Source organism: Dolichospermum sp. UHCC 0352, assembly GCF_009711925.1.
Classification (GTDB): Bacteria; Cyanobacteriota; Cyanobacteriia; order Cyanobacteriales; family Nostocaceae; genus Dolichospermum; species Dolichospermum lemmermannii.
Genome location: NZ_VIKY01000252.1, coordinates 1 through 25,368, shown reverse-complemented (window position 1 = coordinate 25,368; position 25,368 = coordinate 1). Strand labels below are relative to the sequence as shown.

General features: G+C 35.5%; 14 protein-coding genes and 2 pseudogenes. 6 read left to right on the top strand and 10 right to left on the bottom strand.

The annotated features are described in order from the left end of the window. Positions 1 to 193: pseudogene (locus FJR06_RS24045) on the bottom strand (IS982 family transposase); the annotation flags it as partial. A gap of 405 nt (positions 194 to 598) precedes the next feature. Between FJR06_RS24045 and FJR06_RS18175 the strand changes: the two are divergent. The 5 genes and pseudogenes from FJR06_RS18175 to FJR06_RS18155 all read left to right on the top strand — a co-directional run bounded on the left by FJR06_RS18175 (position 599) and on the right by FJR06_RS18155 (position 10,509). Beyond that, positions 599 to 6,922, top strand: coding sequence for a DUF4011 domain-containing protein (locus FJR06_RS18175; protein ID WP_168651971.1), 6,324 nt, complete (start codon positions 599 to 601; stop codon positions 6,920 to 6,922). Between the two features lie 143 nt (positions 6,923 to 7,065). Then, positions 7,066 to 7,290: pseudogene (locus tag FJR06_RS18170) on the top strand (hypothetical protein); the annotation flags it as partial. 456 nt (positions 7,291 to 7,746) lie between these two features. Further along, positions 7,747 to 8,784, top strand: a complete 1,038-nt coding sequence (locus FJR06_RS18165; RefSeq protein WP_168651970.1) for a 30S ribosomal protein S1 — start codon at positions 7,747 to 7,749, stop codon at positions 8,782 to 8,784. A gap of 126 nt (positions 8,785 to 8,910) precedes the next feature. After that, the gene (locus tag FJR06_RS18160) at positions 8,911 to 9,645 is read left to right on the top strand and encodes an HAD family hydrolase (protein WP_168651969.1); all 735 of its coding nucleotides are present in this window, start codon (positions 8,911 to 8,913) and stop codon (positions 9,643 to 9,645) included. Positions 9,646 to 9,753: 108 nt separating this feature from the next. After that, positions 9,754 to 10,509 (top strand): TspO/MBR family protein, encoded by a 756-nt coding sequence (locus FJR06_RS18155; protein WP_168651968.1) that lies wholly within the window; start codon positions 9,754 to 9,756, stop codon positions 10,507 to 10,509. A 127-nt stretch (positions 10,510 to 10,636) separates the two neighbouring features. On the opposite strand, the gene FJR06_RS18150 is transcribed toward FJR06_RS18155, so the two are convergent. After that, positions 10,637 to 11,002 (bottom strand): clan AA aspartic protease, encoded by a 366-nt coding sequence (locus tag FJR06_RS18150; RefSeq protein WP_168651967.1) that lies wholly within the window; start codon positions 11,000 to 11,002, stop codon positions 10,637 to 10,639. Then, positions 10,999 to 11,271, bottom strand: coding sequence for a hypothetical protein (locus tag FJR06_RS18145; RefSeq protein ID WP_168651966.1), 273 nt, complete (start codon positions 11,269 to 11,271; stop codon positions 10,999 to 11,001). The genes FJR06_RS18150 and FJR06_RS18145 overlap by 4 nt, the downstream gene beginning before the upstream one ends. Before the next feature lie 222 nt (positions 11,272 to 11,493). Between FJR06_RS18145 and FJR06_RS24040 the strand changes: the two genes are divergently transcribed. After that, complete coding sequence (locus FJR06_RS24040) at positions 11,494 to 12,300, top strand: hypothetical protein (protein ID WP_217359792.1); 807 nt, start codon at positions 11,494 to 11,496, stop codon at positions 12,298 to 12,300. A gap of 105 nt (positions 12,301 to 12,405) precedes the next feature. Here the strand turns inward: FJR06_RS24040 and FJR06_RS18135 are convergent, their stop codons facing one another. From FJR06_RS18135 to FJR06_RS18105, 7 genes are all read right to left on the bottom strand, one after another. Further along, the gene (locus tag FJR06_RS18135) at positions 12,406 to 12,771 is read right to left on the bottom strand and encodes a type II toxin-antitoxin system PemK/MazF family toxin (RefSeq protein WP_168651965.1); all 366 of its coding nucleotides are present in this window, start codon (positions 12,769 to 12,771) and stop codon (positions 12,406 to 12,408) included. Continuing rightward, positions 12,761 to 13,099 carry a hypothetical protein gene (locus tag FJR06_RS24485; protein ID WP_242032295.1) on the bottom strand — a complete coding sequence of 113 codons (339 nt, stop codon included), beginning with the start codon at positions 13,097 to 13,099 and terminating at the stop codon, positions 12,761 to 12,763. The genes FJR06_RS18135 and FJR06_RS24485 overlap by 11 nt, the downstream gene beginning before the upstream one ends. A gap of 241 nt (positions 13,100 to 13,340) precedes the next feature. After that, complete coding sequence (locus FJR06_RS18125; protein WP_168634358.1) at positions 13,341 to 15,812, bottom strand: ATP-dependent Clp protease ATP-binding subunit; 2,472 nt, start codon at positions 15,810 to 15,812, stop codon at positions 13,341 to 13,343. Positions 15,813 to 16,525: 713 nt separating this feature from the next. Then, positions 16,526 to 16,828: a hypothetical protein gene (locus FJR06_RS18120; protein WP_254434450.1), complete on the bottom strand. Its 303-nt coding sequence runs from the start codon at positions 16,826 to 16,828 to the stop codon at positions 16,526 to 16,528. 421 nt (positions 16,829 to 17,249) lie between these two features. After that, complete coding sequence (locus FJR06_RS18115; protein WP_168651964.1) at positions 17,250 to 22,418, bottom strand: PD40 domain-containing protein; 5,169 nt, start codon at positions 22,416 to 22,418, stop codon at positions 17,250 to 17,252. Further along, entirely contained in the window at positions 22,415 to 23,722 is a 1,308-nt protein-coding gene (locus tag FJR06_RS18110) for a P-loop NTPase fold protein (RefSeq protein ID WP_168651963.1), read from the bottom strand. The genes FJR06_RS18115 and FJR06_RS18110 overlap by 4 nt, the downstream gene beginning before the upstream one ends. 391 nt (positions 23,723 to 24,113) lie before the next feature. Next, positions 24,114 to 25,016 carry a peptidoglycan-binding protein gene (locus FJR06_RS18105; RefSeq protein WP_168651962.1) on the bottom strand — a complete coding sequence of 301 codons (903 nt, stop codon included), beginning with the start codon at positions 25,014 to 25,016 and terminating at the stop codon, positions 24,114 to 24,116. Positions 25,017 to 25,368: the final 352 nt, after the last annotated feature.

Here is a 25,368-nt window from a genome sequence, read left to right as displayed (position 1 = left end):
TCTTGAGGATTAGCTGATGATCTTTCATATAGTTGCAAGCCTGACTATGATTGCCACCGAAAAATATAGATCCAACTAATGCCGTAGTAATAATTTCTGCATCACTCATCTGACACCGAATATCCTCGGTATGTCCAATTGCTTTTAATAAATCGTCTACAATAGCGTAGATTGTGATTATTTTATCTAACATTTTTCCCTCTGATAATTCTGTATGGAGGAAATTCTCCTAGTTTTTAATTTCTAATTCATCTATCTGAGTGAGTTATTAATATTTGGCACTAAAAAAATTGCTATCATATATCACTAAGTATTAAGCATCAAGTGACTGACTTAGCTATAAAATTTGAGAAAATCCATGTCACTTTTTTAGGATTATTTCTTTAGTCTAAGTAATAATATTTAAAATTTAATATCTCACATAACTAGCAACTTGGGTTAGTAGAGGAATAAACAAGAGAGGCAATACTCAGAAATATCATTTGTCATTTTAGGTACACAGATTCAACCCATTGTAGGTTGAATCTGTGTACCTACTTAATGCTTGAATTACTGTATAATTATCTTTATTAGTTCACTCAAAGATCCCAGAACAGCTATGACAGATCAAAATCTTGAATTTCGGGTAGAACATAAACCCTTGTTTAGTTTCGCACTTGAACAGTCAGGAGTGCCTCTAGTTGGTCCTGTATATATTGTTAATAATGATCCTTCACCTTTAGAAAATGCAATATTAGAAGTAGCTTTATTTCCTGATCTTGGAGAAGCATTATATATACCAATTCCAAGACTTCATGGAGGAGAGGGGTGTAAATTTGAGGTTATTGATATCCACTTACCTCCCGGTAGACTTGCGAAAACATTGGAATCTGAAAGAATTATATTAGAATGTAGCGTTAAACAAGAGGATGAGATTCTTGCAAAGTATAAACAAGAAGTTGAATTATTAGCCTATAATTCTCATGCTTGGGGTGGAGTTCCTCCAGCTACCTATGCTTGTTTTGTTACTCCCAATCATCCGGTAATTATGCAGGTTTTGAAACAAGTACGGGAAATTTTAAAAAGCAATACCGGAAACAATTCTTTAGATGGATATCAAACAGGAAATCCTCAAAAAGTTTATGAAATGACTAAAGCTTTATATGAAGCTTTTAAACAATTGGGAATTTCTTATATTAATCCACCTGCTTCTTTTGAAGGATATCAAAAAATTCGTTTAGCAGATCAAGTTCTACTGGAAGAGATGGGAACTTGTGCTGATTTATCTGTTCTTGCTGCTGCTTGTTTAGAGCAAATGGGATTAAATTCTTTATTGATTGAATTTAATAATCATGTTTTACCAGGGGTTTGGCTAGAAGAAGATGTTAACTCAGAATTAATAATTGATAATGTAGGAAAATTGATTAATTTATATGAATCTCAATCTCTGTTATTTTTTGATTCTAGCACTTATGCTAGTTATCCTCAACCACCTTTTGACAAGGCTATTCAAATAGCTTATTTCTATTTAAAAGCAGAAAAAAATTCTCTTTTTGAAAGAGCGATTGATATCAACATTGCGAGAAATAATGGCTATAAACCTTTACCAATTCGGATGGAAGCAGTTGAAAATACTGAAGTTGATCATGCAGAAATTACCAGTTTAGCAAAACAAATATTAAAACAAGCTGCATTAGCTCAAAAGAATGGAGAAGTTGAACCTGTTACCACACAAAAAGTAAAAGAGAAGTTACCAGAAACAGTAGAAAAACGCTTGCAGAGATGGAAAGCAAGTTTATTAGATTTATCTACAAAAAATAGACTATTAAATCTTGCTAACTTAGATGTTAGTAAATTAATTGCAGAGATTTTAATTGAACAAATTAAAAATTACTTAGCGGGTATTATTAATGACCATACTGAAAAATTTCAAGAAAATACAGATCCAAAATTAATTGCTCAGTTAATACAAATGTTTAACAGTATTAAGACAGAAAAAATATTAGGAAAAGATTTTAATTTAAGTCAGCAATTTAATTTAGATGCTTATGTTAAAAGTTTTAATCAAAATATAGAATTTCCATTTTTACAACAAGAATTACAAAGAATAATTGGGCAATATCAAACAGCTTTACTTAATCACGCTTATCAAGCCTTTTTGAAAAAGGTTAACATAAAAAAACAAACATTCATAATTTTAGATATACATGATAAATTATTGCCAGAGTTTGAAGATTATCTTGCATCTGGTCAGTCAATTGAAATTATTCCAGGTTCAGATGATAAAGACCAAAGAAATCAGCAATTATTACAAAATAGAAGTGATGAAAGTGAAATATTAGCAAGAAAAGCATCAGATTTATCTCAGGGTAAATGTCAAGCAATTCATGGATTAGGAACGGAGGCTTTAGCAAAATATGGAATTCCACTAAATTGTAATCAACAATGGCTGGAGAAAACAGGTAAAATATTAGAAAAAGAAGCTATTGTCAGTAAAGAAGAAACCGGAGCTAGTAACCTTTATATTGCATTAGGTTTACTGCAATATAAAGAAAAAGGAAAGGAAATTCCCCAACTAGCACCTTTATTTTTATATCCTATTAACTTAACTGTTAATCGCAGCAATTATCGAGTTAGTTTTAGTTTAGGAGATAACGATCCGTTAGGAAACGTGACTTTATTTGAAAAAATTCGTAAAGATTACGGATTAGAAATACAAATTCTCGCTAAACCTCCAGAAGATGAAAGTGGATTTGATATTACCAAAGCTTTCCAAGAAGTTAGAAAAGTTATTGCCAATCAACCGGGATGGTTAGTAATAGATGCTGTCGTAATTACCACTTTTAACTTTGGTAAGTTCCTCCTATGGAAAGATTTGCAGGATAATACAGAGATTTTGTTAAAAAATCCCCTAGTTCAACATATTGCTATGGGAGGTTTACAACCTCTTGCTGATCCTGTGGGAGAAATACAACCTCAGATTTTGGATACTCTTCCAATGTCAGAAATACCAATGGTAGTTGATGCAGATTCTTCTCAACTTTCTGCTGTTTATGCAGCATTACAAGGACGTAGTTTTGTACTGCAAGGACCACCAGGAACAGGAAAATCACAAACTATTACTAACTTAATCGCTGCTTTTTTAGCTAAAGGTAAATCAGTTTTATTTGTAGCTGAAAAAATGACAGCTTTGGAAGTTGTTCAACGTCGTTTAAATCAAATAGGATTAGGTGATTTTTGTTTAGAACTCCATAGTGATAAAGCTAACCGTAAACAAGTTATTACTTCTTTAGCAACATCTTTAAATCAAGAACGTTTATCTAATGTACCTTTGGCAGAAATTATTGAAGAATTAGAACAAATTAAACAACAACTTGCTAGTTATCCTCAAATATTGCATCATCAATATCCTCTTGGTAATTCTCTGTATGGAGTTTTAGGAGAATTAACACAACTAGAAAATATTGAATCTATCCATTTATCAGGAATAGATATAGATAATTTAACTCAAGCGCAGTTAAAAAAATTCAGTAATTTACTAGATCAATATGTGATCCGTGCCAGAAAAGTTGGTGCTATTGATCAAAATTCTTGGAAAATTAGTAATTGTTGTGAATCAAGTTTATCCCTACAAGATGAAATCAGTAATTTTCTGAATCAACTAAAAGCCAAGTTATCTAATTTAGACAAAGCATTAACGGCATTTTTGACAACTTTATCCATAGATATTAAACCTTCTTTAAATTTATTACGACAATTACCACAAATAGGACTTGATTTAGCTGCTGGGGGAATTTATGTCGGTGCTTTTGATGGAGAAAAATGGTTAAATATCTATCAGTTTACTAATGGTTATTTACAGTCCTCACGTCAGATATTAAAACATCAAACTCAATTAGCACAACATTGGAATGAGCAAATATATACTTGCGATTTAGAAAAACAGTTAAAAACCTTTGAACAAGTGCAGAAATCCTTTCCTTTATTACGTTGGTTTTTACAAATTATTCCCCGTTTCGCTCTCCGTTCTTTTACTAAAGGTAAACTACCTGACAATGAACAAATTATTAAAGATTTGCGATTAGCTTTAGAATTTAAAAAACTACATGAAAATCTGCAAAGGCAAAAACAAAAACTTGATAAATTATTTGCTCCAGTTTGGAAACCAGATTATAACAATATCAGTGAATTACAAGGACTGTTAGAAAGAAGTCATCGCTTTTATAACTTTATTCTCACGCTTGATGATGAATTTATGCAGATTATTGAGAAAATGAAATCAAAAGCTACAGAAAAAGTCATTCACTATCCACAAATACAAGATAAAACAAATAATTTGATTCAGAGTTTTAATGATTTAGAATTAACTTTAAATCAATTTATGGGAAAAATTCAGACTGAAAATGAAATTATTGACAGTTCCAGTCAGAATTTTATTAACCAGTTGCATAATTTACTTACTCAACTCAGTCTTCATAAGTCAGATTTTCCAAATTGGTGTCTTTACAATCAAATTTGCTCTGAATTAGCACAAAAAAATCTTAACCCATTAGTAGAAGCTCATCGTCAGGGAGAGATTGAATTAGAAGATATTCACAAGGTTTTATTAAAGTCTATTCTGCGACCTTGGTTTGTGAAAAATTTTGATACTCAACCTGTATTATGTAATTTTGAAGGTGGAGAACAATCGCAAAAAATAGAGAAATTTAGTCAATTACAAAAGCAATATTTAAAACTCTGTCAAGATTTTATCCGTGCTAATTTAGCAGAAAAACTACCTGGAAATAATGTAGTTTTTGAGGGTTCAGAAATAGGGATTATTAAAAAAGAAAACCTGAAACAAAAAGGACATATATCTATTAGGTCTTTCTTTAAAAAAATTCCCAATCTTTTACCGAGATTAAAACCTTGTTTTTTTATGAGTCCTTTATCTGTGGCTCAATATTTACCTGCTGATGGTACAAAATTTGATTTAGTTGTATTTGATGAAGCATCCCAGTTAGAAACTCATGATGCAATTGGAGCGATCGCTAGAGGAAAACAAGTTATTATAGTTGGTGACTCTAAACAAATGCCACCAACTCGCTCAGTAGGTAAAAATAATAGTGATTCTATCACAAATGAAGATGATATTGTAGATTTAGAGAGTTTACTGGATGAGGCGATCGCTAGTCAATTTCCTGAACAAATGCTGCAATGGCATTATCGCAGTCGTCATGAAACTTTAATTGATTTTAGTAATAGAAATTACTATGATGGTAAACTAACTATTTTCCCAACCGCAAATAGTTTTAATCCTTCCTTGGGTTTAAAATGGCATCACACTCCTGATGGATTTTATGAACCAGGAGAAAGAACAAATAAACGAGAAGCCACAGTATTGGTAGAATTTTTAGTGCAACAATTACGCACTTATCAAAGACATGAACGCACATTTGGCATAATTACATTTAGTTTGTCACAAAAAGAAGTAATTGATCAATTATTAGAAGATGCTCGTAAGAAATACCCAGAAATCGAACCACATTTTGATAAAGAATTTAGTGAAAAAGTATTTGTTAAAAATCTAGAAAGTGTTCAGGGAGATGAACGAGATGAAATTTTATTTAGTATTTGTTATGCTCCTACTCAACATGGTCAAATGTCCATGAAATTTGGTAATTTAAACAATGCTGGTGGAGAAAGGAGACTTAATGTTGCACTTACTCGTGCGCGTCTATGTTTACGTATTTTTTCAACAATAACTGCTTCTCAAATTGATTTAAACCGTACCAATACAATTGGAGTTAGTCATCTCAAAGATTTTCTAGAATTTGCAGAAAAATTAGGTACATCAAATACCACTCAGTTTTTAAGAACTAATGACTTTGATAGTGGCATAGAAAAGGAAATTTATCAAGCTTTAGTTGATATGGGCTATACAGTTAATTGCAAAGTTGGTTGTGGAGATTATCGTATTGATTTAGCTGTATTTCATCCTCATAAATCAGATGTTTATGTGCTTGGTATTGAAACTGATGGGAAAACTTATCAATCAGCCGCTACTGTACAAGATCGGGAGGGTGTGCGTCCATCAGTATTACAAAGTTTAAATTGGCGCATACATAGAATTTGGTCACTCGATTGGCAATTTAAACGAGCGCAAGAATTAGAAAGATTAAAACAAGCATTAGAAACTGCAATTCAAGAATTTGATCAAGAAGATATTAGAAATACTGAAAAAACTAATCAAGTTGAAACAGATAAATCTCTCATATCAAATTTACATCAATTAAAATCATTAGCAATCGAACCCACTGAAATCAACTCTATTAAAAGTTCATCTGTCGCAAAAACATCTCTAGAAAATTCTCATCAAATTTCTAGCGTTCCTACTCCTATAATCCCTTACCAAATAGCAGAATTAAAAATTGTAACTACAGAAAATCAATTAATTTATAATGACGAAGCAATACCTATCATTAAACAAAAAATCTTATCTATAGCAGAAATTGAAGCCCCCATTTTAATTACAGACATTGTACGTTCTGTAGCTCAGTGTTGGTCGTTCAGTAAAGTTTCCCAAGCACTTACTAAACGTATTACTGATCAAGTGAATCAACTTGTTGAACAAAAACAATTATGGTGTCATCAAGATTTTATATGGACTTCAAAAAAACAATGGGAAAATTTGCAGTTTGCGCGACAACCAATTGAAAATAGAAAGCGGAAAATAGAACAAATTCCCGTAGAAGAACTAGCAGTAGCAGCAGAGTGGATTATAGGTCAATCTTTGTCAATTGGTGAAGAGGATCTTTATAGAGCAATTACGTCTTTATTTAGCGTTGGTAAATTCAATGATAAAATCAAGTTAAAAATGAATGAAACCGTTACCTTGGTATGTAATAAAGGCAAAGCAAAACGTGATTCTAATAGAGTAGTTATGATTGAAAAAATAGATTAGTAAAGCTATGCAATTTAACTTTGTAATTTGAATTGCATGGTTTTGCCATTGCGGCAATCTCAAACTTGAAATCACATATTTGGGAACAAATTTGTGTAGCTATCAGTTGCAAGCTAACGCTTATCTGGGAGTGAGCAAATAATATGATTCCCAAAACAATATGCTACTCAAACGAAACCTTCCTCCAAAACGCTGTTGTTGAAAGATACAACTTCTCCAAACTAAACAAAACACGCATCCGTTTCAAAATTCAATTAAAGAAAACAACTAAAAGCAATGCTCCGAAATGGGCAGATGTTCTCAAAACTTCTCAAAATGAGCAAGAATCTGACCTGGTAAAAGTTACAACTTCTGAAGTTGGTTTAAAAGACCCAAGTTCTTCTTTTTGGTTATATTTTTTGGTATTTTTATTTAATTCAGATTCATTCTCTCATTTTTGCTCCTGAATTTATTGTCAACACCTTATTAATTTGAATTCGTTGGCAATCATTATATTACTGCCTATATTTATTACTAACTAAACTATGTGTTTATATTTAAACTATTTCTGCTACTTATTACACTTGTGCCTGTACTACACAATGAAGTGCGGAATGTGAGAATTAAAACTCAGATATCACCTGCTCCCTATGACCCATTACCCATTCCCTATTCACTGCCATATATGATATAATTTTATGTCTGGAAGTTGATATGTGTTAAGACTAGCTATTCTAAGCTAGGATAAGACAGCAATGTAAGTGGAAATTGTCCTCCCACTACTTACATATAAACTGAATTTATGACAAAACCTTTACGGAGACTAGACCCAGGAATACATTAGCATGGTCAATCAGAACTTAACCGCTACAGAAATTGGATTTACCCACGAAGATTTCGCTGCTCTACTTGATAAATACGACTATCACTTCAGCCCTGGAGATGTCGTACCGGGTACAGTTTTCAGTATAGAGCCGCGCGGCGCTCTGATTGACATAGGTGCGAAAACCGCAGCATATATACCCATACAAGAAATGTCTATTAACCGGGTCGATGCCCCGGAAGAAGTCTTACAATCAAACGAAACACGGGAATTTTTCATTCTTACCGATGAAAATGAAGATGGTCAGCTCACCCTTTCAATTCGTCGGATTGAGTATATGCGGGCTTGGGAGCGAGTGCGGCAGTTGCAAGCAGAAGATGCTACTGTCCGTTCTGGCGTTTTCGCAACCAACCGTGGTGGTGCATTAGTGCGAATTGAAGGATTGCGCGGCTTTATCCCCGGTTCTCATATTAGCACTCGCAAACCCAAGGAAGATTTGGTAGGCGAAGAACTGCCCTTGAAATTCTTAGAAGTAGATGAAGAGCGTAACCGCTTAGTTCTCTCCCATCGTCGGGCGCTGGTTGAGCGGAAGATGAACCGTTTGGAAGTTGGCGAAGTGGTTATTGGTACTGTTCGCGGTATCAAACCTTACGGTGCTTTCATTGATATTGGTGGCGTGAGCGGACTGCTACACATTTCTGAGATTTCCCACGAGCATATTGACACTCCTCATAGTGTATTCAATGTCAATGATGAAGTGAAAGTAATGATCATTGACTTGGATGCAGAAAGGGGACGGATTTCACTGTCTACCAAACAGTTAGAACCAGAACCTGGTGACATGATCAAGAACCGTGATTTGGTTTACGATAAGGCTGAAGAAATGGCAGCTAAGTATCGGGAACAATTGCTTGCCAAACAGCAAGGTATTACTATACCTGCGGAAGTAGCACCTGTGGAAGGCGCTGAAGAAATTGCACCTGTGGAAGCTGTAGCTGAGGAGGAAATTCCCGCAGCAACAGAAATTGAAGAAGAGATCCCAGCGGCTATTGAATCATAGATTGATAGTTGTAATTACCTACAACTGAGATCATGAAAGTATTGAATTAAGAGGGTTTTTCCCTCTTTTTTTATGGCAATTGGCTATTCAATTGAATTATTCCCTGTTCTTTAACAACTGAAAAATATGGTAACTATTAAATGTAAAAACATTGCGTTTTCTCATATTGAAGCAATTTTATTTGATAAAAACGGGACTTTAGAAGATTCCGAGTCATATTTAATAACGTTGGCACAAAAAGCAACGCAGATAATAGACGCGCAAATTCCCGGTATTGGTGAACCATTGTTAATGGCTTTTGGTATTAATGGCGATTTTTTAGATCCAGCGGGTTTAATATCAGTAGCGAGTCGCAAAGAAACGGAAGTTGCAGCAGCAGCCTATATTGCGGAAACCGGAAGAGGATGGTTTGAATCTTTGAAAATTGCCCGTCAAGCTTTAGAAGAGGCTGATCAATATGTTAGCAAAACTTCCTCACCTTTATTTGTGGGTAGTTTGGAGGTATTACAGTCTTTGTCAGTAGCGGGATTAAAATTGGGGATTCTGTCAGCCGCAACTACTGAAGATGTAGAGAAATTTGTGATTAATCACCAATTAAGCGATTATTTGCAACTGGAAAAGGGAGTTGATGAGGGTCCAAGTAAACCAGATCCAGCCCTGTTTTTAGAAGCTTGTCAAGCCTTGGGAGTAGCACCAGGGGCAACTTTAATGGTAGGTGATTCTGTGGGTGATATGCAAATGGCACGTGATGCTAAAGCTGCTGGCTGTATTGGTATTACTTGGATTGGGAGGGCAGATAATGTTAAAGGTGCAGATGTGGTGATTAATCAACTTGAGGAAATTCAGATTATTGAGGATTGAATGATTTCCTAGTTCTATTTATTGACACACCAATTCAGAAAATTTTTGGCAATTAATTAAGTTAAAATTCAAGCGGACTAACTACAAACTACTCACTATCTCTTAATTATGAATCAATCCAATAATAGTGGCATACTTGAACAGTTTGTAAACATGGTGATGGGGGTAAAAACTGGCAATCAACAACAGTCTCTAAATACATCAGTAACGGATACACAAGAATTAGATATCAAGGCAGTTTTAGTTTATAAATTAGGGACTATTCTGCAAATAGGAGTGATGATTCTTGTGTTGCTGGGAATGGAAAAATTAGTAATTTTAATTGACAATAATTCTGCTTTTCCCAGTTGGTTTAGCACTTTAGTCACGGCATTATTTTTTGCATTATTAAGTATCCGTTCCCGCATTTTTTCGCTTTTAGATAATACCCGTTCTCGGACAACTTATGACCAGGTAATTAGACCAAGATGGTCTCCTCCACCTTTAGCATTTCCCATAGTTTGGATGTTCATTGCTGTATTGCGAGTAATTTCTTCTGTATTAGTTTGGCAGGAAATGAATCACCAATTTTTGGTATTACCTTTAATTCTGTTTGTGGTACATCTGGCTTTAGGAGATACTTGGAATACGATTTTTACGGTAGAACGGAGATTAGGTGCGGCTGTTCCTGTGGTGATTTTAGGGCCTTGGTTATCGGCTATAGTCGTAACAGCAATTTATTGGCAAACTGTTCCTTTAGCGGGAATGATTTTATCTTTTTCTTGTGTATGGTTAACTGTTGCTTCTGTATTGGTGTTCAGAATTTGGCAGTTAAATGGATCTGAGCCTTTGTATCCTTTGAAATTGGCTGTTGTGGAGAAATAAATAGTCATAATTCACATTGAGGGGAAAGAAAAGACCGCATTTAATATCTATGAAAAATGGTAGGGAAAAATTAATTCTCGTAAGGATTCAGGAATTTAAACGCCTAACATAGTGCTGTAATATTAAACTATAATTCTTCAATTGTTACTAAACCACCTTCTGTAAATTGGATAGATAGTTTATAACCGTCAAGTAAAGCAGTTCCTAATAAGGAACGCTTTCCTGTAGCTAAAACATTAACTACTCTTTCTTCTCCATTCCAGATAATGGTAGCTTGATGTACTGGTAAAAGCACACGGCTATTATCTGCTAAAGTTGCATACATATCATAAACACAAGGAAAACCTAAGAGATTAACTGCTGCGGTCGGTAAGGAAAGAAACTCTGTAAACCCTGTATCAATCACAAATTCAATTGTAAAATCTGGTTGATTTTCTAATCGAAATATGACATTAACAGTTGCACGTCCATTTTTGATAATGCCAGTTATCATGGATAATCACGCTCCATTTCTCCACTAAATGATGCAGCCACTTTGTAACCAATGCGAATACCAAAAAGTCGAGCAAATCTGTTTTTATTCCGTAAATAATGCGCTGATTCTATGCCTGTTTTATCAATAGCATATTCACCTGTTTCTATATCAATAATTATCATTTTACCGATGTTTTCATCAGTTTCTACTTGTTGACGAATACCATTTTCATATAATTCTTTGGCACGGTTTGCGACTTCTTCGCTGCTGAGGAGAATAGCTTGCATTTTATTTCATCCTTTTTCGTGATTAGTTTATTATACTTGATCAAGCGATACCTTCAGTCAGCGCTTCGCTATCGCCTTTGGTACTGGGTTCCGCATAATTGCACATCTCCAGTATAGTTTAACTAAGAGCGATCGCTTCGGTAAGCTTTACTAAACGACATCTTTCGCGTTAGTGATCATAAATGTTACAATGCAGCTATGTTGTAAATCAGGGTGAAAAAAATGAAAAAAGAAGAGGCCATCGAAAAACTTAAACGTCAAATTCAATTAATTGATAATTTAAAATACATAATTCCAGGAACACAATATAGAGAAAAAGAAAAACTCTTTATTAAATGGAAACGAGATACAGAAATTTTGATTGAACAAATATTTGAAAAAGATTCTCGACATATAGAGGAATTTAAAAATATTTTTTATAGTATATCTGCTCCTAATTCCTTGACTAATCAACAAGAATATGAACGACAATTAAAGCAAGGCTTAGAAAAAGGATGCCCAATTTTAGAATCAATGATCAAGGAAATAGAAGATTATTGGGACGAAAACAACATCAATCAACAACCTATTATTCTCACTTTAGATAAAATTAAAATTCTTTGCAATAAATTTGATTTATTTGCAAGACAAATAAAAAACAGACATAGTAACAGAAGTACAATAGAAATTATTGATGAGTATGATGTTCAGGATTTATTTCATGCTTTACTAACTTTATATTTTGATGATATCAAAGATGAGGAACCGACTCCAAGTTATGCCGGTGGATCTTCAAGAGTTGACTTTCTTTTAAAGCAGGAACAAACTATTATTGAACTTAAAAAGACAAGTGAAAATCTTACTGCTAAAAAAGTTGGAGAACAATTAATTATAGACATTACTCGTTATAAATCACATCCTGATTGTAAAACTCTCATTTGTTTTGTTTATGATCCAGAAAGAAGAATCAAAAATCCTCGTGGTCTTGAAAACGATTTAAGCAAAACTACAGATGGTATGATAGTTCAAGTTTTTATTAGACCAATATAATTGTATAAATTGAATAAAATCATATAAATATTTTTTCGTTTTTTTAATCAAAAGCGAATTTTTTTTATTTTTACCACAATCTTTATCATTCCAGCATCATACATACTATTCATTATACTCAACCACCACCGCAATAGCCGCAGCAATTTCTTCCATTATTTCACTCGAACATTCTCCAATTTTACGAATTAATCTTTGTACATCTACGCCACGCAATTGTAAAATATCTACAGCAGAATCTTTCGACAAACTATTCTTGATATTTGCCTCAATCTTAACGTGCCAAATATTTTCAGCATAATATTCCTTCCAATCTGTAATTGGTGCAATTAATTTAATTGGTAACTTACCAACACCATCAGAACTGACAATTATAGCGGGTCTTACTTTTTTAATTTCTGCTCCCACAGTTGGATCAAAATTAGTTAGCCAGATATCACCCCGTTTAGGAATAGAAGAATTAGTAATCAATTAAGTCTCCCGTTTGTAATTCTTGCCATTCTGTGTCTTGCTGGTAATGCTCTAACATTAAATCAGATTGTGACGCTAAAATCTTTTTTCGTTCTTCTAGAGGTAACTTTATAAGTTCACGACGGCTGAGAAACTGTTGTTTTAATTCATCAATATTTGCAGAAAAAGTGAGTTCACCATTTTCTTCTTCTCGCTTCGGTGCTTGCAAATTTTGATAAATTTCCTCGCGGCGTTCTTCTCTTAAATATTGCTGCAATAACAATTGAATTTGTAACTTTTCTTCAATTGAAAACCCTTTTATTGCTTCTACGACATCAGTAAAAATCATAATAGTTATTCTTCACTTTCAATTAATCTTTGACTATTACTAAAACATAGTTTAGTTAACCAACAACACAGAATAAATAACTGCGTTTTTTGCTCAGATGTAGGAATGACCCATACTCCTCAATAAAACTCATTATAACGAATATATCACTCCTTCTCCTCTCTGAGCCTTTGCGCGAAACAAAAAAAACGGTAGAGAACTGAAATCCTCCACCGTTCAATTAACAATTACAAAAACCTAACTAAGACTCAACACCTTGGGGTAACAACTCCCGTGTTTGTTGAGAACTAACTTGAACAATGCCATTTTCATCAACGTCAACAAGAGCAGTATCGCCATCTTTGATGCGTCCAGACAGAATTTCTTCCGCCAAACTATCTTCCAATAAGCGCATAATTGCCCGACGTAATGGCCTTGCACCGTAACTAGGACTATAACCCTCAGTTATCAAGCGATCCTTGAAGCGGTCAGTGACTTCTAAGACAATGCCTTTTTCCGTCAACCTACCAAACACTTCCTTGAGCATGATTTCGGCAATTTGGGTAACTTCCAACTTATTCAACTGACGGAAGACGATAATTTCATCTAACCGGTTCAGGAACTCAGGACGGAAGTATTGCTTCAGTTCCTCATTCACCAAAGAGCGAATTCTGTTGTATTGTGTCTCAGTCGCATCTTCAGAGAACTCGAAGCCGATACCGCTACCACCTTTTTCAATCACCTTAGAACCAATGTTGGAAGTCAAAATCAGCAAAGTGTTCTTAAAGTCCACCGTGCGACCTTTCGCGTCAGTTAAACGCCCATCTTCCAAAATCTGCAAAAGCATATTGAACACATCGGGGTGTGCTTTTTCGATTTCGTCGAATAGCACCACAGTGTAAGGACGACGACGGACAGCTTCTGTTAACTGACCACCTTCGTTGTAACCGACATAACCAGGAGGTGAACCGATCAATTTACTGACGGTGTGACGCTCCATGTATTCGGACATATCCAAGCGAATCATGGCTTCTTCAGCACCGAAGAAGTAGGAAGCCAAGGATTTCGCTAATTCGGTTTTACCTACCCCAGTCGGACCAGAGAAGACAAAACTAGCAATCGGCCGATTCGGATTCTTCAAGCCAACGCGAGCGCGACGAATAGCCCTGGAAACAGCCTTCACAGCGTCTTCTTGACCGATGAGCCGCTGATGTAAGGTGTCTTCCATGTGCAGCAACTTCTCGGACTCAGACTCGGTGAGTTTGTTCACCGGTACACCTGTCCAGGAAGCGACAATGTGAGCAATGTCTTCTTCTGTAACTACAGGTTCAACACCGTCACCACTAGCACCGTTACTCTTAGTTTGAGCAATAGTGCGGATTTCGGCTTTGATTTCCATTTCCCGATCACGCAGTTCTCCTGCCCGATCAAAGTCCTGGGAACGGACTGCATCATCTTTTTCTTTTAAGATTTGCCGTAGTTCCTTGTCTAACTCCTTCGCGGCTGGGGGCAGTTGGGAGTTAATCAGGCGCACCCGTGAACCCGCTTCATCCATCAAGTCAATGGCTTTATCTGGCAAAAAGCGATCGCTAATATAACGATCAGACAATTTCGCCGCCGCCACCAATGCTTCATCGGATATCTTCAGTTTGTGGTGTGCTTCATAGCGATCGCGCAAACCATATAAAATTTCTATTGTTTCATCAACAGAAGGTTCACCCACCATTACAGGCTGGAAGCGTCTTTCCAACGCTGCATCCCGTTCAATGTGTTTGCGGTACTCATCCAAAGTAGTAGCGCCGATACATTGCAACTCACCTCGCGCCAAAGCTGGCTTGAGGATATTCGCCGCATCAATCGCCCCTTCGGCAGCACCCGCACCAATTAAGGTGTGAACTTCGTCAATTACTAGGATGACATTACCCGCAGAGCGGATTTCATCCATAATTTTTTTGAGACGTTCTTCAAATTCACCCCGATATTTAGTTCCTGCTACCAGTAAACCAATATCGAGAGTTACTACACGCTTATCTTCCAAGATATCGGGGATATCCTTACTGGCGATCCGTGAAGCTAAACCTTCAGCGATGGCGGTTTTACCAACACCTGGTTCACCAATCAACACGGGATTGTTTTTAGTCCGGCGACCCAAAATTTGAATTACCCGCTCAATTTCCTTGGCGCGTCCCACCACAGGATCGAGCTTGTTATCAATGGCCATTTGGGTCAGGTTTGATCCAAACTCATCGAGAGTTGGGGTTTTAGTGCGACCAGAGGGGCCACCCGGCGTAACTTCCGCCGTTTCTCCCAACATCCGAATCACTTGGGTTCTCACCTTGGTCAAATCTACACCGAGGTTTTCTAGCACCCTGGCTGCGACACCTTCCCCTTCGCGGATCAGGCCCAACAACAGATGCTCGGTACCAATGTAGTTATGCCCCAATTGGCGTGCTTCTTCCAAGGATAGTTCTAAAACCCGTTTTGCCCGTGGCGTAAACGGAATTTCTACGGCGACAAAGCCTGAACCCCGGCCTATGATTTTCTCAACTTCAATGCGAGCATCTTTAAGATTAACTCCCATTGATTTCAGCACCTTGGCGGCTACTCCTGTGCCTTCACCAATCAAACCCAAGAGGATTTGCTCAGTGCCGACAAAGTTGTGACCTAAACGGCGGGCCTCTTCTTGGGCCAGCATGATTACCTTAATGGCTTTTTCTGTGAAGCGCTCAAACATGGCATTTTTCCTATCACCTGCGTCGTGCCGGTATGCTGATTTTAGCACAGGCTAAAATTTTGGGTATCTGTATAAACAATTTAGATATCCAATTACCATGACACAGGTTGATAGGTTAACGAGTAGCTATTAATTAATTTCTAGGTAGCTAGTGTACTGAGGAGAGTGATTTTACCAGCATTTTGGGGGCTAAATCCAAACAATAGACTATTGATGTGGGGATTTTGTTTAGGAGTCCCAAACACACATTGTTATCATAAAATGTGTGTTGATGTCAATAAATCGGCATGAATGATAAGATTTTTTTATTAAAAAGAATTAAAACAAAAAATATTATGATATAAAACCAGGATAAAAATTTTATTTTATCTTCAGAAATATGATTTTTAGATCTCCATTGGTGAAAAACTAAGAGGATGTTTTAAAAGTTTTGGGCGAATATATGTAGAGACTCTGGCACGCTAACGCGAACACCACTACACAAACCAAGTCTACCTGCGTCGACTAATGAAGAATTAATTTCTTTTTAACTCACGTTCGCGCAGTGTACTGAAGGTATTTTTTCATTCGCTAGGCGGGTTATATACTGCAAACGTTTCATAGTTGAACTAAATATAAAACCCCTCTTGTAAACCTCTCCCCGCACCCTTCCCTGACCCTCCCCTACAAGGGAGGGAAAAGGAGCAGCTTTTATGATGGGAGAGGCTTTGAACTTAGGCAATAATTGTGGGTATGTGTTGTTGAATTTCTGCTGTGGAGATAAATTGGGGTTGATATATTGTTGTTGTGGGTTGGAGAAATTGCCAATCTTGAACAGATAACCATCCTGGATAATCATCTTCACATAAACAAACTGCAATTGCTGTATTTTGATGATTTGATGTTATTCGTAAATGTCGTCCTGTTGCGGCTTGGGTAGCTAAACTGACACATTCAGGAGAATTATAGATATTTAGGTTAGTCTGACAGTGATATTCTCCAGTAGGGGAATGGGGAATTAGTAGGTTTATTGACATTATTAATATTGTCTGAATCAGGATTTACAGGATTTAAGGATGAACTAGGATTATCTATTTGTCTGAATCAGGATATCCAGGATTTAAGGATGAACAGGATGAAACAATAAACTATTTTGTTTAATTGTTAAATTCTTTATTGTCTGAATCAGGATTTTCGGTTACTGAGCGAAGTCGAAGTACAGGATTTAAGGATGACCAGGATGGTAATTTTATCATTTTTTATGTGAATGTTTAGATTAGCTTTTCTACTTTTTGTCTGAATCAGGATATCCAGGATTTGAGGATGTACAGGATGGTAGTTTATTATTTTTCCTGTGAATGTTTAGATTAATTTTCAGACCATTGAAAAATATTCACTACCCATTAACAATTATATCCTGTTAATCCTTTAATCCTGGAAATCCTGATTCAGACAATTTCACACACCATCACACAACCGCTTATCCTCCTCACTCAAACCCACACTCGGATTTTGTAAATAATCCTTTAACCATTCACAACCATCCTTTAAAGCCCTGTCTAAATCCCGCACAGTCCACAAACGCGCTGTTGTGTCTTCTGATGCAGTAGCAATGATTTTGCCATTGGGACTGAAACTCACACTTGTAATAGGACCCCCATGCCCCTGAAATTCTTGCAGCACTTGTCCCTGTAAGTTCCACAGTCGCACTGTTTTGTCCCAAGAAGCAGTAGCAATAATTTTGCCGTTGGGGCTAAAACTCACACTATAGAGACCATACTGATGACCCTGAAACACTTGCAGCCGTTCCCCCTTTAAGTTCCACAACTGCGCTTTACCTTCCCCTGAAGCAGTAGCAATAGTTTTGCCGTCCGGACTAAAACTCACACTTGTGATAGGACTCTGATTACCCTGAAATACTTGCAACAGTTGCCCCTGCAAGTTCCACAACCGCGCTGTTTTGTCATCGGATGCGGTAGCAATGGTTTTACCATCCGGACTAAAACTCACACTATTGACATCACCCTGATGCCCCTGAAATACTTGCAACAGTTGCCCCTGCAAGTTCCACAACCGCACTGTTTTGTCATCAGATGCGGTAGCAATGATTTTACCGTCCGGACTAAAACTCACACTTGTGATAGGACTCTGATGTCCCTGAAATACTTGCAACAGTTGCCCCTGCAAGTTCCACAACCGCGCTGTTTTGTCATTTGAAGCAGTAGCAATGGTTTTGCCGTCCGGACTAAAACTCACACTTGTGATAGGACTCTGATGTCCCTGAAATACTTGCAACAGTTGCCCCTGCAAGTTCCACAACCGCGCTGTTTTGTCATCGGATGCGGTAGCAATGGTTTTTCCGTCGGGGCTGAAACTCACGCTCCTAACATAACGTTGATGGCCTTTAAATTCCTGGAGTTGTTGCCTCTGTAAATTCCACAACAGCACTGTACCGTCCCCTAAACCAGTGGCAATGGTTTTGCCGTACGGACTAAAACTCACAGTATGGCCACCATTGTGATGCCCCTGAAATACTTGCAGTTGTTGTCCCTTTAAGTTCCACAACCGTACTGTACCGTCCCAAGAAGCAGTAGCAATGGTTTTGCCATCCGGGCTGAAACTCACATTATTGACCCAGCCGTAATGGCCTTTAAATTCCTGGAGTTGTTGCCCCTGTAAATTCCACAACCGCGCTGTATTGTCATTTGAAGCAGTAGCAATAGTTTTGCCGTCCGGGCTAAAACTCACACTCCTAACATAACGTTGATGGCCTTTAAATTCCTGGAGTTGTTGCCCCTGTAAATTCCACAACTGCGCTGTATTGTCATTTGAAGCAGTAGCAATGGTTTTGCCATCCGGGCTGAAACTTATACTATTGACAGAACTCTGATGCCCTTTAAACTCTTGCAGTAGTTCTCCCTTTAAATTCCACAACCGCGCTGTATTGTCATTTGAAGCAGTAGCAATGGTTTTGCCATCCGGGCTGAAACTTATACTATTGACAGAACTCTGATGCCCTTTAAACTCTTGCAGTAGTTCTCCCTTTAAATTCCACAACCGCGCTGTATTGTCATTTGAAGCAGTAGCAATGGTTTTGCCATCCGGGCTGAAACTTATACTATTGACAGAACTCTGATGCCCTTTAAACTCTTGCAGTAGTTCTCCCTTTAAGTTCCATAACCGCGCTGTTTTGTCATCTGAAGCAGTAGCAATGGTTTTGCCATCCGGACTAAAACTCAAACTATAGACATAACTTTGATGACCTTTCAATTGGTTAAGTTCTTTAATATTATCGAGGATATTATTTAAAGCATAAATAGGACTAATAGTTGGGTATTTATTCAGAGAATTATTTTTGACTAATTTTTTTAAAGTCTTAGCATTCTGAACAGCAGATACTAAAGATGGCAATTCTTCAAGTTGGAATTGTCTTAAAACATTGACTCCACCTTGTTCTAGTTTAGTAACTAGCAGTGCTTCTTTTTTAGCTGCATCTGCTGTTTTTAATTCAGCATTTGCCTTGATAAAAGTTTGTTCAGCTTTTTTAGCTTTGTTTTCTGCTTCCTGTTGTTGTCTTCGTGCTTGTTGTGATTTTTCTGCCGCAGTTTTCACCCTATCGTTAGCTGTTTGGATTTTTGACTCTGCTTCTATATTTTTCTGTTTTAGTGTTTCAGCTTGTTTCTTTACTTCGTTTAACTTAGTTTTAGCTGCTAATAGATTTTCTTGTGCTTTTTTAGTATTCTGTGCTGCTAACTTAAAGTTCTTTTCTGCTGTTTGTTTATTTTTCTCTGCCGCTTGAGATTGTAGTTTTAAATCTTGGGTTTGACTTGCTAATTGTTGCGTTTGTGCTTGTAATTGAGTTTGTTTGTCTTTAGCAATATTAGTTTCTCTCAACTGATTCATACCATAAACAGAAGCCATACCCGCAACTATTACTAAACCGACAGCTAAACCAGAACTTAATTTTAATCTTTTTTCTCCTTTTTTAATTTGTTTATCAGCTTCAATTTTCGCATCCTCTACTAGTTGTCTAGCTTCCTGTTCCTGTTTTAATTTTATTGCTGCTAGTGCTAATTCTTCTTTTGTTTTAGCAAAATTTGCTAAATCTTCATCTTTTTGCTGTTGACGAATAAAATCTACTAAATAATCATGTACTAATTGATATCTATTTTCTGGAGATTCCTGAATTAATAAAACTAATCCAGATTTTACCAATATTTCTAAAACTAATTCTAATTCATCAAACTCGATATGATCTACAAATAAATCTAATTCTTTGAATAATTCAGCACGAGTTTTTAAAGGACGAGTTTTATTATCATCTGTCAGTAAATATAAAACCAATTTTGCTAATTTTTCATTTTCCTCACCACAGTCTTTAATTACATTTTGTAAAAAACCCTGAACTAATGCTTCCTTATTACCAACTTCTTGATATTTTCCTAAAGTGGTAATTTTTTGATTTTCTAACTGTGTACCGACAATTTGTAATTCTATCGGTCTAATTTCTCCGATATCTCCTGCTAAATCTTGGACTAATTTAGTTATTAGATCTTTATTTAATGGGTATTTACTTCTTTTGGTTAAACTGCTAAATACTTCTTTTGCATCTTGAGGAATAAAATTACCTAAATAATAACGAATAGATTTACTTAAAATATCCGTACTGTTAACTATATCTGTATCTTCTAAATTGGCAAATTTTCTTTCCAATTCTAATAAATAATGTAAATAATCTTCCCGTAAAGATAGCACAATTTTTAAATCAGGAATATCTAAACATTGTCTTAAAAAATCATAAAATGGTTGTCTTTCTGTCTGTTCTTTATAAACAAAGAAAAATTCTTCAAATTGGTCAAATATTAAAACTGTTAATAAATTATTTTGATTATTTTTTCGCAATTGTTGAATTATTGGAGAATAATGTATATTTGATATATTCAAATTTAAACATTCTCCTAATTTTTCTACCCAATTGGTATAAGCTCTTAATAATATAGGTAAAACCTGTTTTGCGTCAATTGTTTCTTGTTGCAATGCTGGAATTAAACCAGCTTGTAGAATTGAACTTTTACCAACTCCAGACTGGCCATGAATTATGGTTAATTTATATTGATTTTGGGCAATTCTGCCTCGGAGTTTTTTAACATCTTGTTCTCTTCCAGAAGCAGAAATTTCTTGTGCTATTGTTCCTGTCTTGGCAATTTCTGAAGTTGTAGATTGAATAATTTTCCATTGTGGGTTTAAATATGATGCACCCACAAAAGCCCGAAAACCATATTGTTGTTCTATTTGTAGTTTTTCTTGTTTGGTATTAAAGGCTTTTAAATATTCACCTTGTTGAAAATAGAGTAAATTTAATTTATCTAGAATATCAATATACAATTTGGGATTATATTCAATCTCTGTATTATTTTTCGCTGCTTCTAATTTTTCAAGAGTAGTAGGTATATCTCCTAAACCTTGATAGGATTTTGCTAATAAAAATTGATAATATACATCTTCATTTTTGGGAATTATATTTTGTTGAATTATAGTGTTTAATGTTTTTAATGCTGTTTCTGCATAATGTTTGGCTTCATTAAAATTAGATTTATGTAAAGCCAATTCTGCTAAAAATCCATAATCTTTAGCCAATAAAATAGAAGCAATATCTTGATTTTGGTGTAGTTTTAAAGATTCATTAACTGATTTTTCTAATTCTTCCCATGCTTGCAGATTTAAGTAAACTTCACATAAAAGAATAATGTAACTAGATAATAAATCTGTCTGTTGTGTTTGTTTAAAAATCTCTAAACTTTGTTGAAAATATTTTTCTGCTTCTTCCCATGATTTTTGATTATCTACCTGATTTATGAAGGCTTTGCGGTAGTAGATTAAACCAATTTTAACTAAAAGTGTACCTTGTCTATCTAAGTTATTATTTTCTTGCCAAAAATCTAAACTTTGTTGATAATGTTCTAAGGCTGAATCTAAGTTATCATCTAAATAATCACGATAACCAAAAATATATTCTAAACTAGCGTTAATAGTTGGGTTTAATACTTCTCCCTGTTGTTGTAAATCTTGTTTAGCTGCTACTAATTCTGGGTAAAGATTAGAAAAAATTAGATTAGTTATATCCCCTGCAAATATTGTATCTATTTCTTGTTGAATAAAATCAATTAATTGATTGGTAGAAGTGTTAAATTCAATTGTAGTTGCCCAATTTTTAAAATCTGGTGCTAATCTAATTATTTTAGTAAGAACTTGATCATTTACCCAAAAGAATAGAGGAAACCTAAAGTCATTTCTAAATTGTTCACGGACTCGGTTAGCTGAAGTCAAAACTGTATCAATATTTTGGACTGACTCTAACCCAAATACTATTAATGCTGCTGGTTCTGCATTTTCCAATTGTGCAGCTATATTTGTATATAGGGTTTTGACATTTGGTGGTAAATCAATTTTATTAATATTTACAGTTTCTAATTCCTGTAACTTGGTAAATATTTGTTGTTGAACAAAACCATAATTACACCGTAATAAAATCAGTGAAAATTCACCTTGAGACAGGGTAATTGATCTGACTAATGTTTTAAAATTACCCTGATTTTCAACATCTAAACTATCTGGTTGATTATTCATAACCTAAATTTTGGTGATTCTTGCAAAATGGGATTAATATCAAACCAAGATCCATCTTCATCTATATATTCAAACACAAACAGATCCCGAATTAACATATTATATTCTTCATGACCTGTAATGCTTTTGGTTTTTGATACCTCTCTTAATAATTGCCATTCTTTATCATCAATTCCCCGATTTAAATTATTACATTCTTGTTTAATCACTCTTTCTAAACAGTCACGAGAAATGGGAGGATCATCTTGTTGTAAACAGCTATAGAGTAAAGATAACAAATTTCGTAAATGACCACCACTAACTTTACAAAGTCGTTCTAATGTATCAGCACTGTCAAAAACTTGGGTAATTAAGTTTTGGTTTGCTTGGCAATTTTCCCAATTTACATTAGGAAAAGCTCTGACCATAATCATTTGTTGTAAAAGGTTAATTCCTAGAGTAAAATCAGATTCATCTCTCTGTTTTACTGCAACCATTGGTAAAACTTTAGGACTGACATTAAAACGATCTTTTAATCTACCTAAAGCATTAGAATATATCAATACTAGGGGAATTGTATAAACAATATGACAGTTTAATGTTTTTAACTTATCACCACGTTCTGCAAAGAGATATTCTGGTTGATATTGATTATTTGGTTTAGGAGTATTATCTATTCTATCTAAGTTATCAACGATAACAACTAAACCTTTTCTACCTTGCTGTTTGAGGTTTCTTTGTGCAGGTTTGATAATATCTTCATTAATTGATTCTAAAATTCTGGTTGTGCGCGGTTCTAAATATTGCCTTAGTTGATCACGATTTTGAGAATTTTCTTTTGTTTTAGCGGTAATTTCAGCAATGACTACAGAAAATTTAACTTCTAGGTCTATGGGACTTTGTAAAAATTGATTGACTGATGTAAATAATTCTTGAAAATACCCAGGTTTAAGATTAATTGCGACGGTTTCTAAACTTTTGCTAACTTGACCTGCTATGGCTAATAAAATATCTGTAATATCAACATTTGCCATATCCAAAACTTGGCTAGATTCAAAATAGACTACATGAAAATCTTGCTGTTCTAATTCTGCTTTTAATCGGAGTAATTCTGTAGATTTACCACAACCAATATGTCCTGTAAATAATTGACAGGTAGGGTCTTCAGGTGAAAGTTTAGTAATAGTGCGATTTAATTCTTGAATAATCTTTGCACCACGCACTTGAGAAAAATCAATATAATATTTTCTATCTTCAGCGTTCCCTAATACTAGGGTTTTAGCAGGGTTACAAGTTTGATAAAACTTTGTTAAATCCAGTTTCATGGTAAATTTCCCGAAAATCGCCTGATAATCACAAACATATCAGTGATTATACAGGTAATGATCGGATTAATCAATAAAATAGATTTCTCCATGAATGAATGTAGGAATTTCTCTACAAGGGTTTCAGGTCACGCATATTTAATTTCTACCAGATGTCTATTAATCCTGTAAAGCTGTTAACCAAACCTGTAAATCAGTCAAATTGGTAAAATCTAACAAAGCTTCAGACTTCTCAAACGGATACCAGTGCTAAGTAATAACATAGTATGAGCGATCGCACTGGCAGAATTAAAGGATAAAACCGGGGATTTTATCGCCTATTAAATTAAGTAGCCATCATGAACATTACCCATTACCAGACCAGGTTGTTCACTGGATATGAGGTTTTGCGTTAAGTTGACTGTAATAAATCATCCCCGGAAATGATGGTAGTATAAAAAGTGTAACTATTGTTCTGAAGATAGCGGCGGTCTTGCTTAACGATAGCCATGAACTCACGGTGTCCTTCCGTTAGACGACCGACTAAACAACCTGCACTAGCTCCTTTGATATCATTGCTGGGGTAATCATAGCCCCAATGTTGATTAACGGCAAAATCATCACCTGTATCCAATTCATCACCAGTTCGTTTGAAATCTTCGTTAAAATCTCGACAAACAGTGATGTTTCCACATTGAACTAATGCTTCATGGGGATTGGAAGTACCGTGTCTTCCCACTCTCCAAGCCTTGTATTGTCCAAACTGGATTCTTGCTGCTCCTTTGGGATTCATGGGGTTGTGAGTATATTTACTACCTGGTTCAGTAGTTGCTTGCCAATGATCAACGATTTTGGGGACACCATCTATGATTTCGATCACAATGCGGCGGTCATTAAAGGCGTTGGCAGCATCACTATTGAGTGTCCAGTCTCCATTTATACCCTCGATATAAACAATGTTGTATTCTTTGGGATTGGTGAATACTTCATAATTTTTAGCCAACATATATTTAATGATCTTGCTGGCAATATCAGTTCCTAGATTTAAAGGAGGTTTTGGCAGGTCTTCTGTTTTAGTTTCAATCAATTTTTTGGCTGTGACTGCACCTAGAAAATCAGTTTCTCCTGTTTCTGTTAAGGTTTGGAACTTTTTCAGTGCGGCTGTGGAAACTGGTCCAAATAGTCCGTCGGCGGGTGGTTCTAGGAGTCTTAAATCAATTAATCTTACTTGAACTTGCCGAGACAATTCCCGATCTTCAGCGATCGCTTCGTAACCCCATTTTTCCTCTGTATTCAAGAAGTTTTGCAGTTTCATATTATACGCTTAATAATTCAAGTGTTTTGTTTGCACCACGTTAAATAAGCTATCTTAAATTTCAAATCTATAAATAACCTTTATTATTTTTTAACAAGGAATATTAACAAGGAAAATAGGCGATTGCTCTGATTATCTCATTCTCAGTAAGCTCAAACGAAGTTAGCCAGGGGTAGTTCATTGTTCCATAAGTACCTGGACAGAATTAATTACATATTATTTATTTACCAATCCTTTGTCCATTACGGATTTCAGTCCAAATATTTGTGTAATTAATTTTGTCTCATTACTTACTTCCATTCTAAAATGGGGGGTAGAAACAGTTTGATAATTTCTACCCATAACTAGCCTT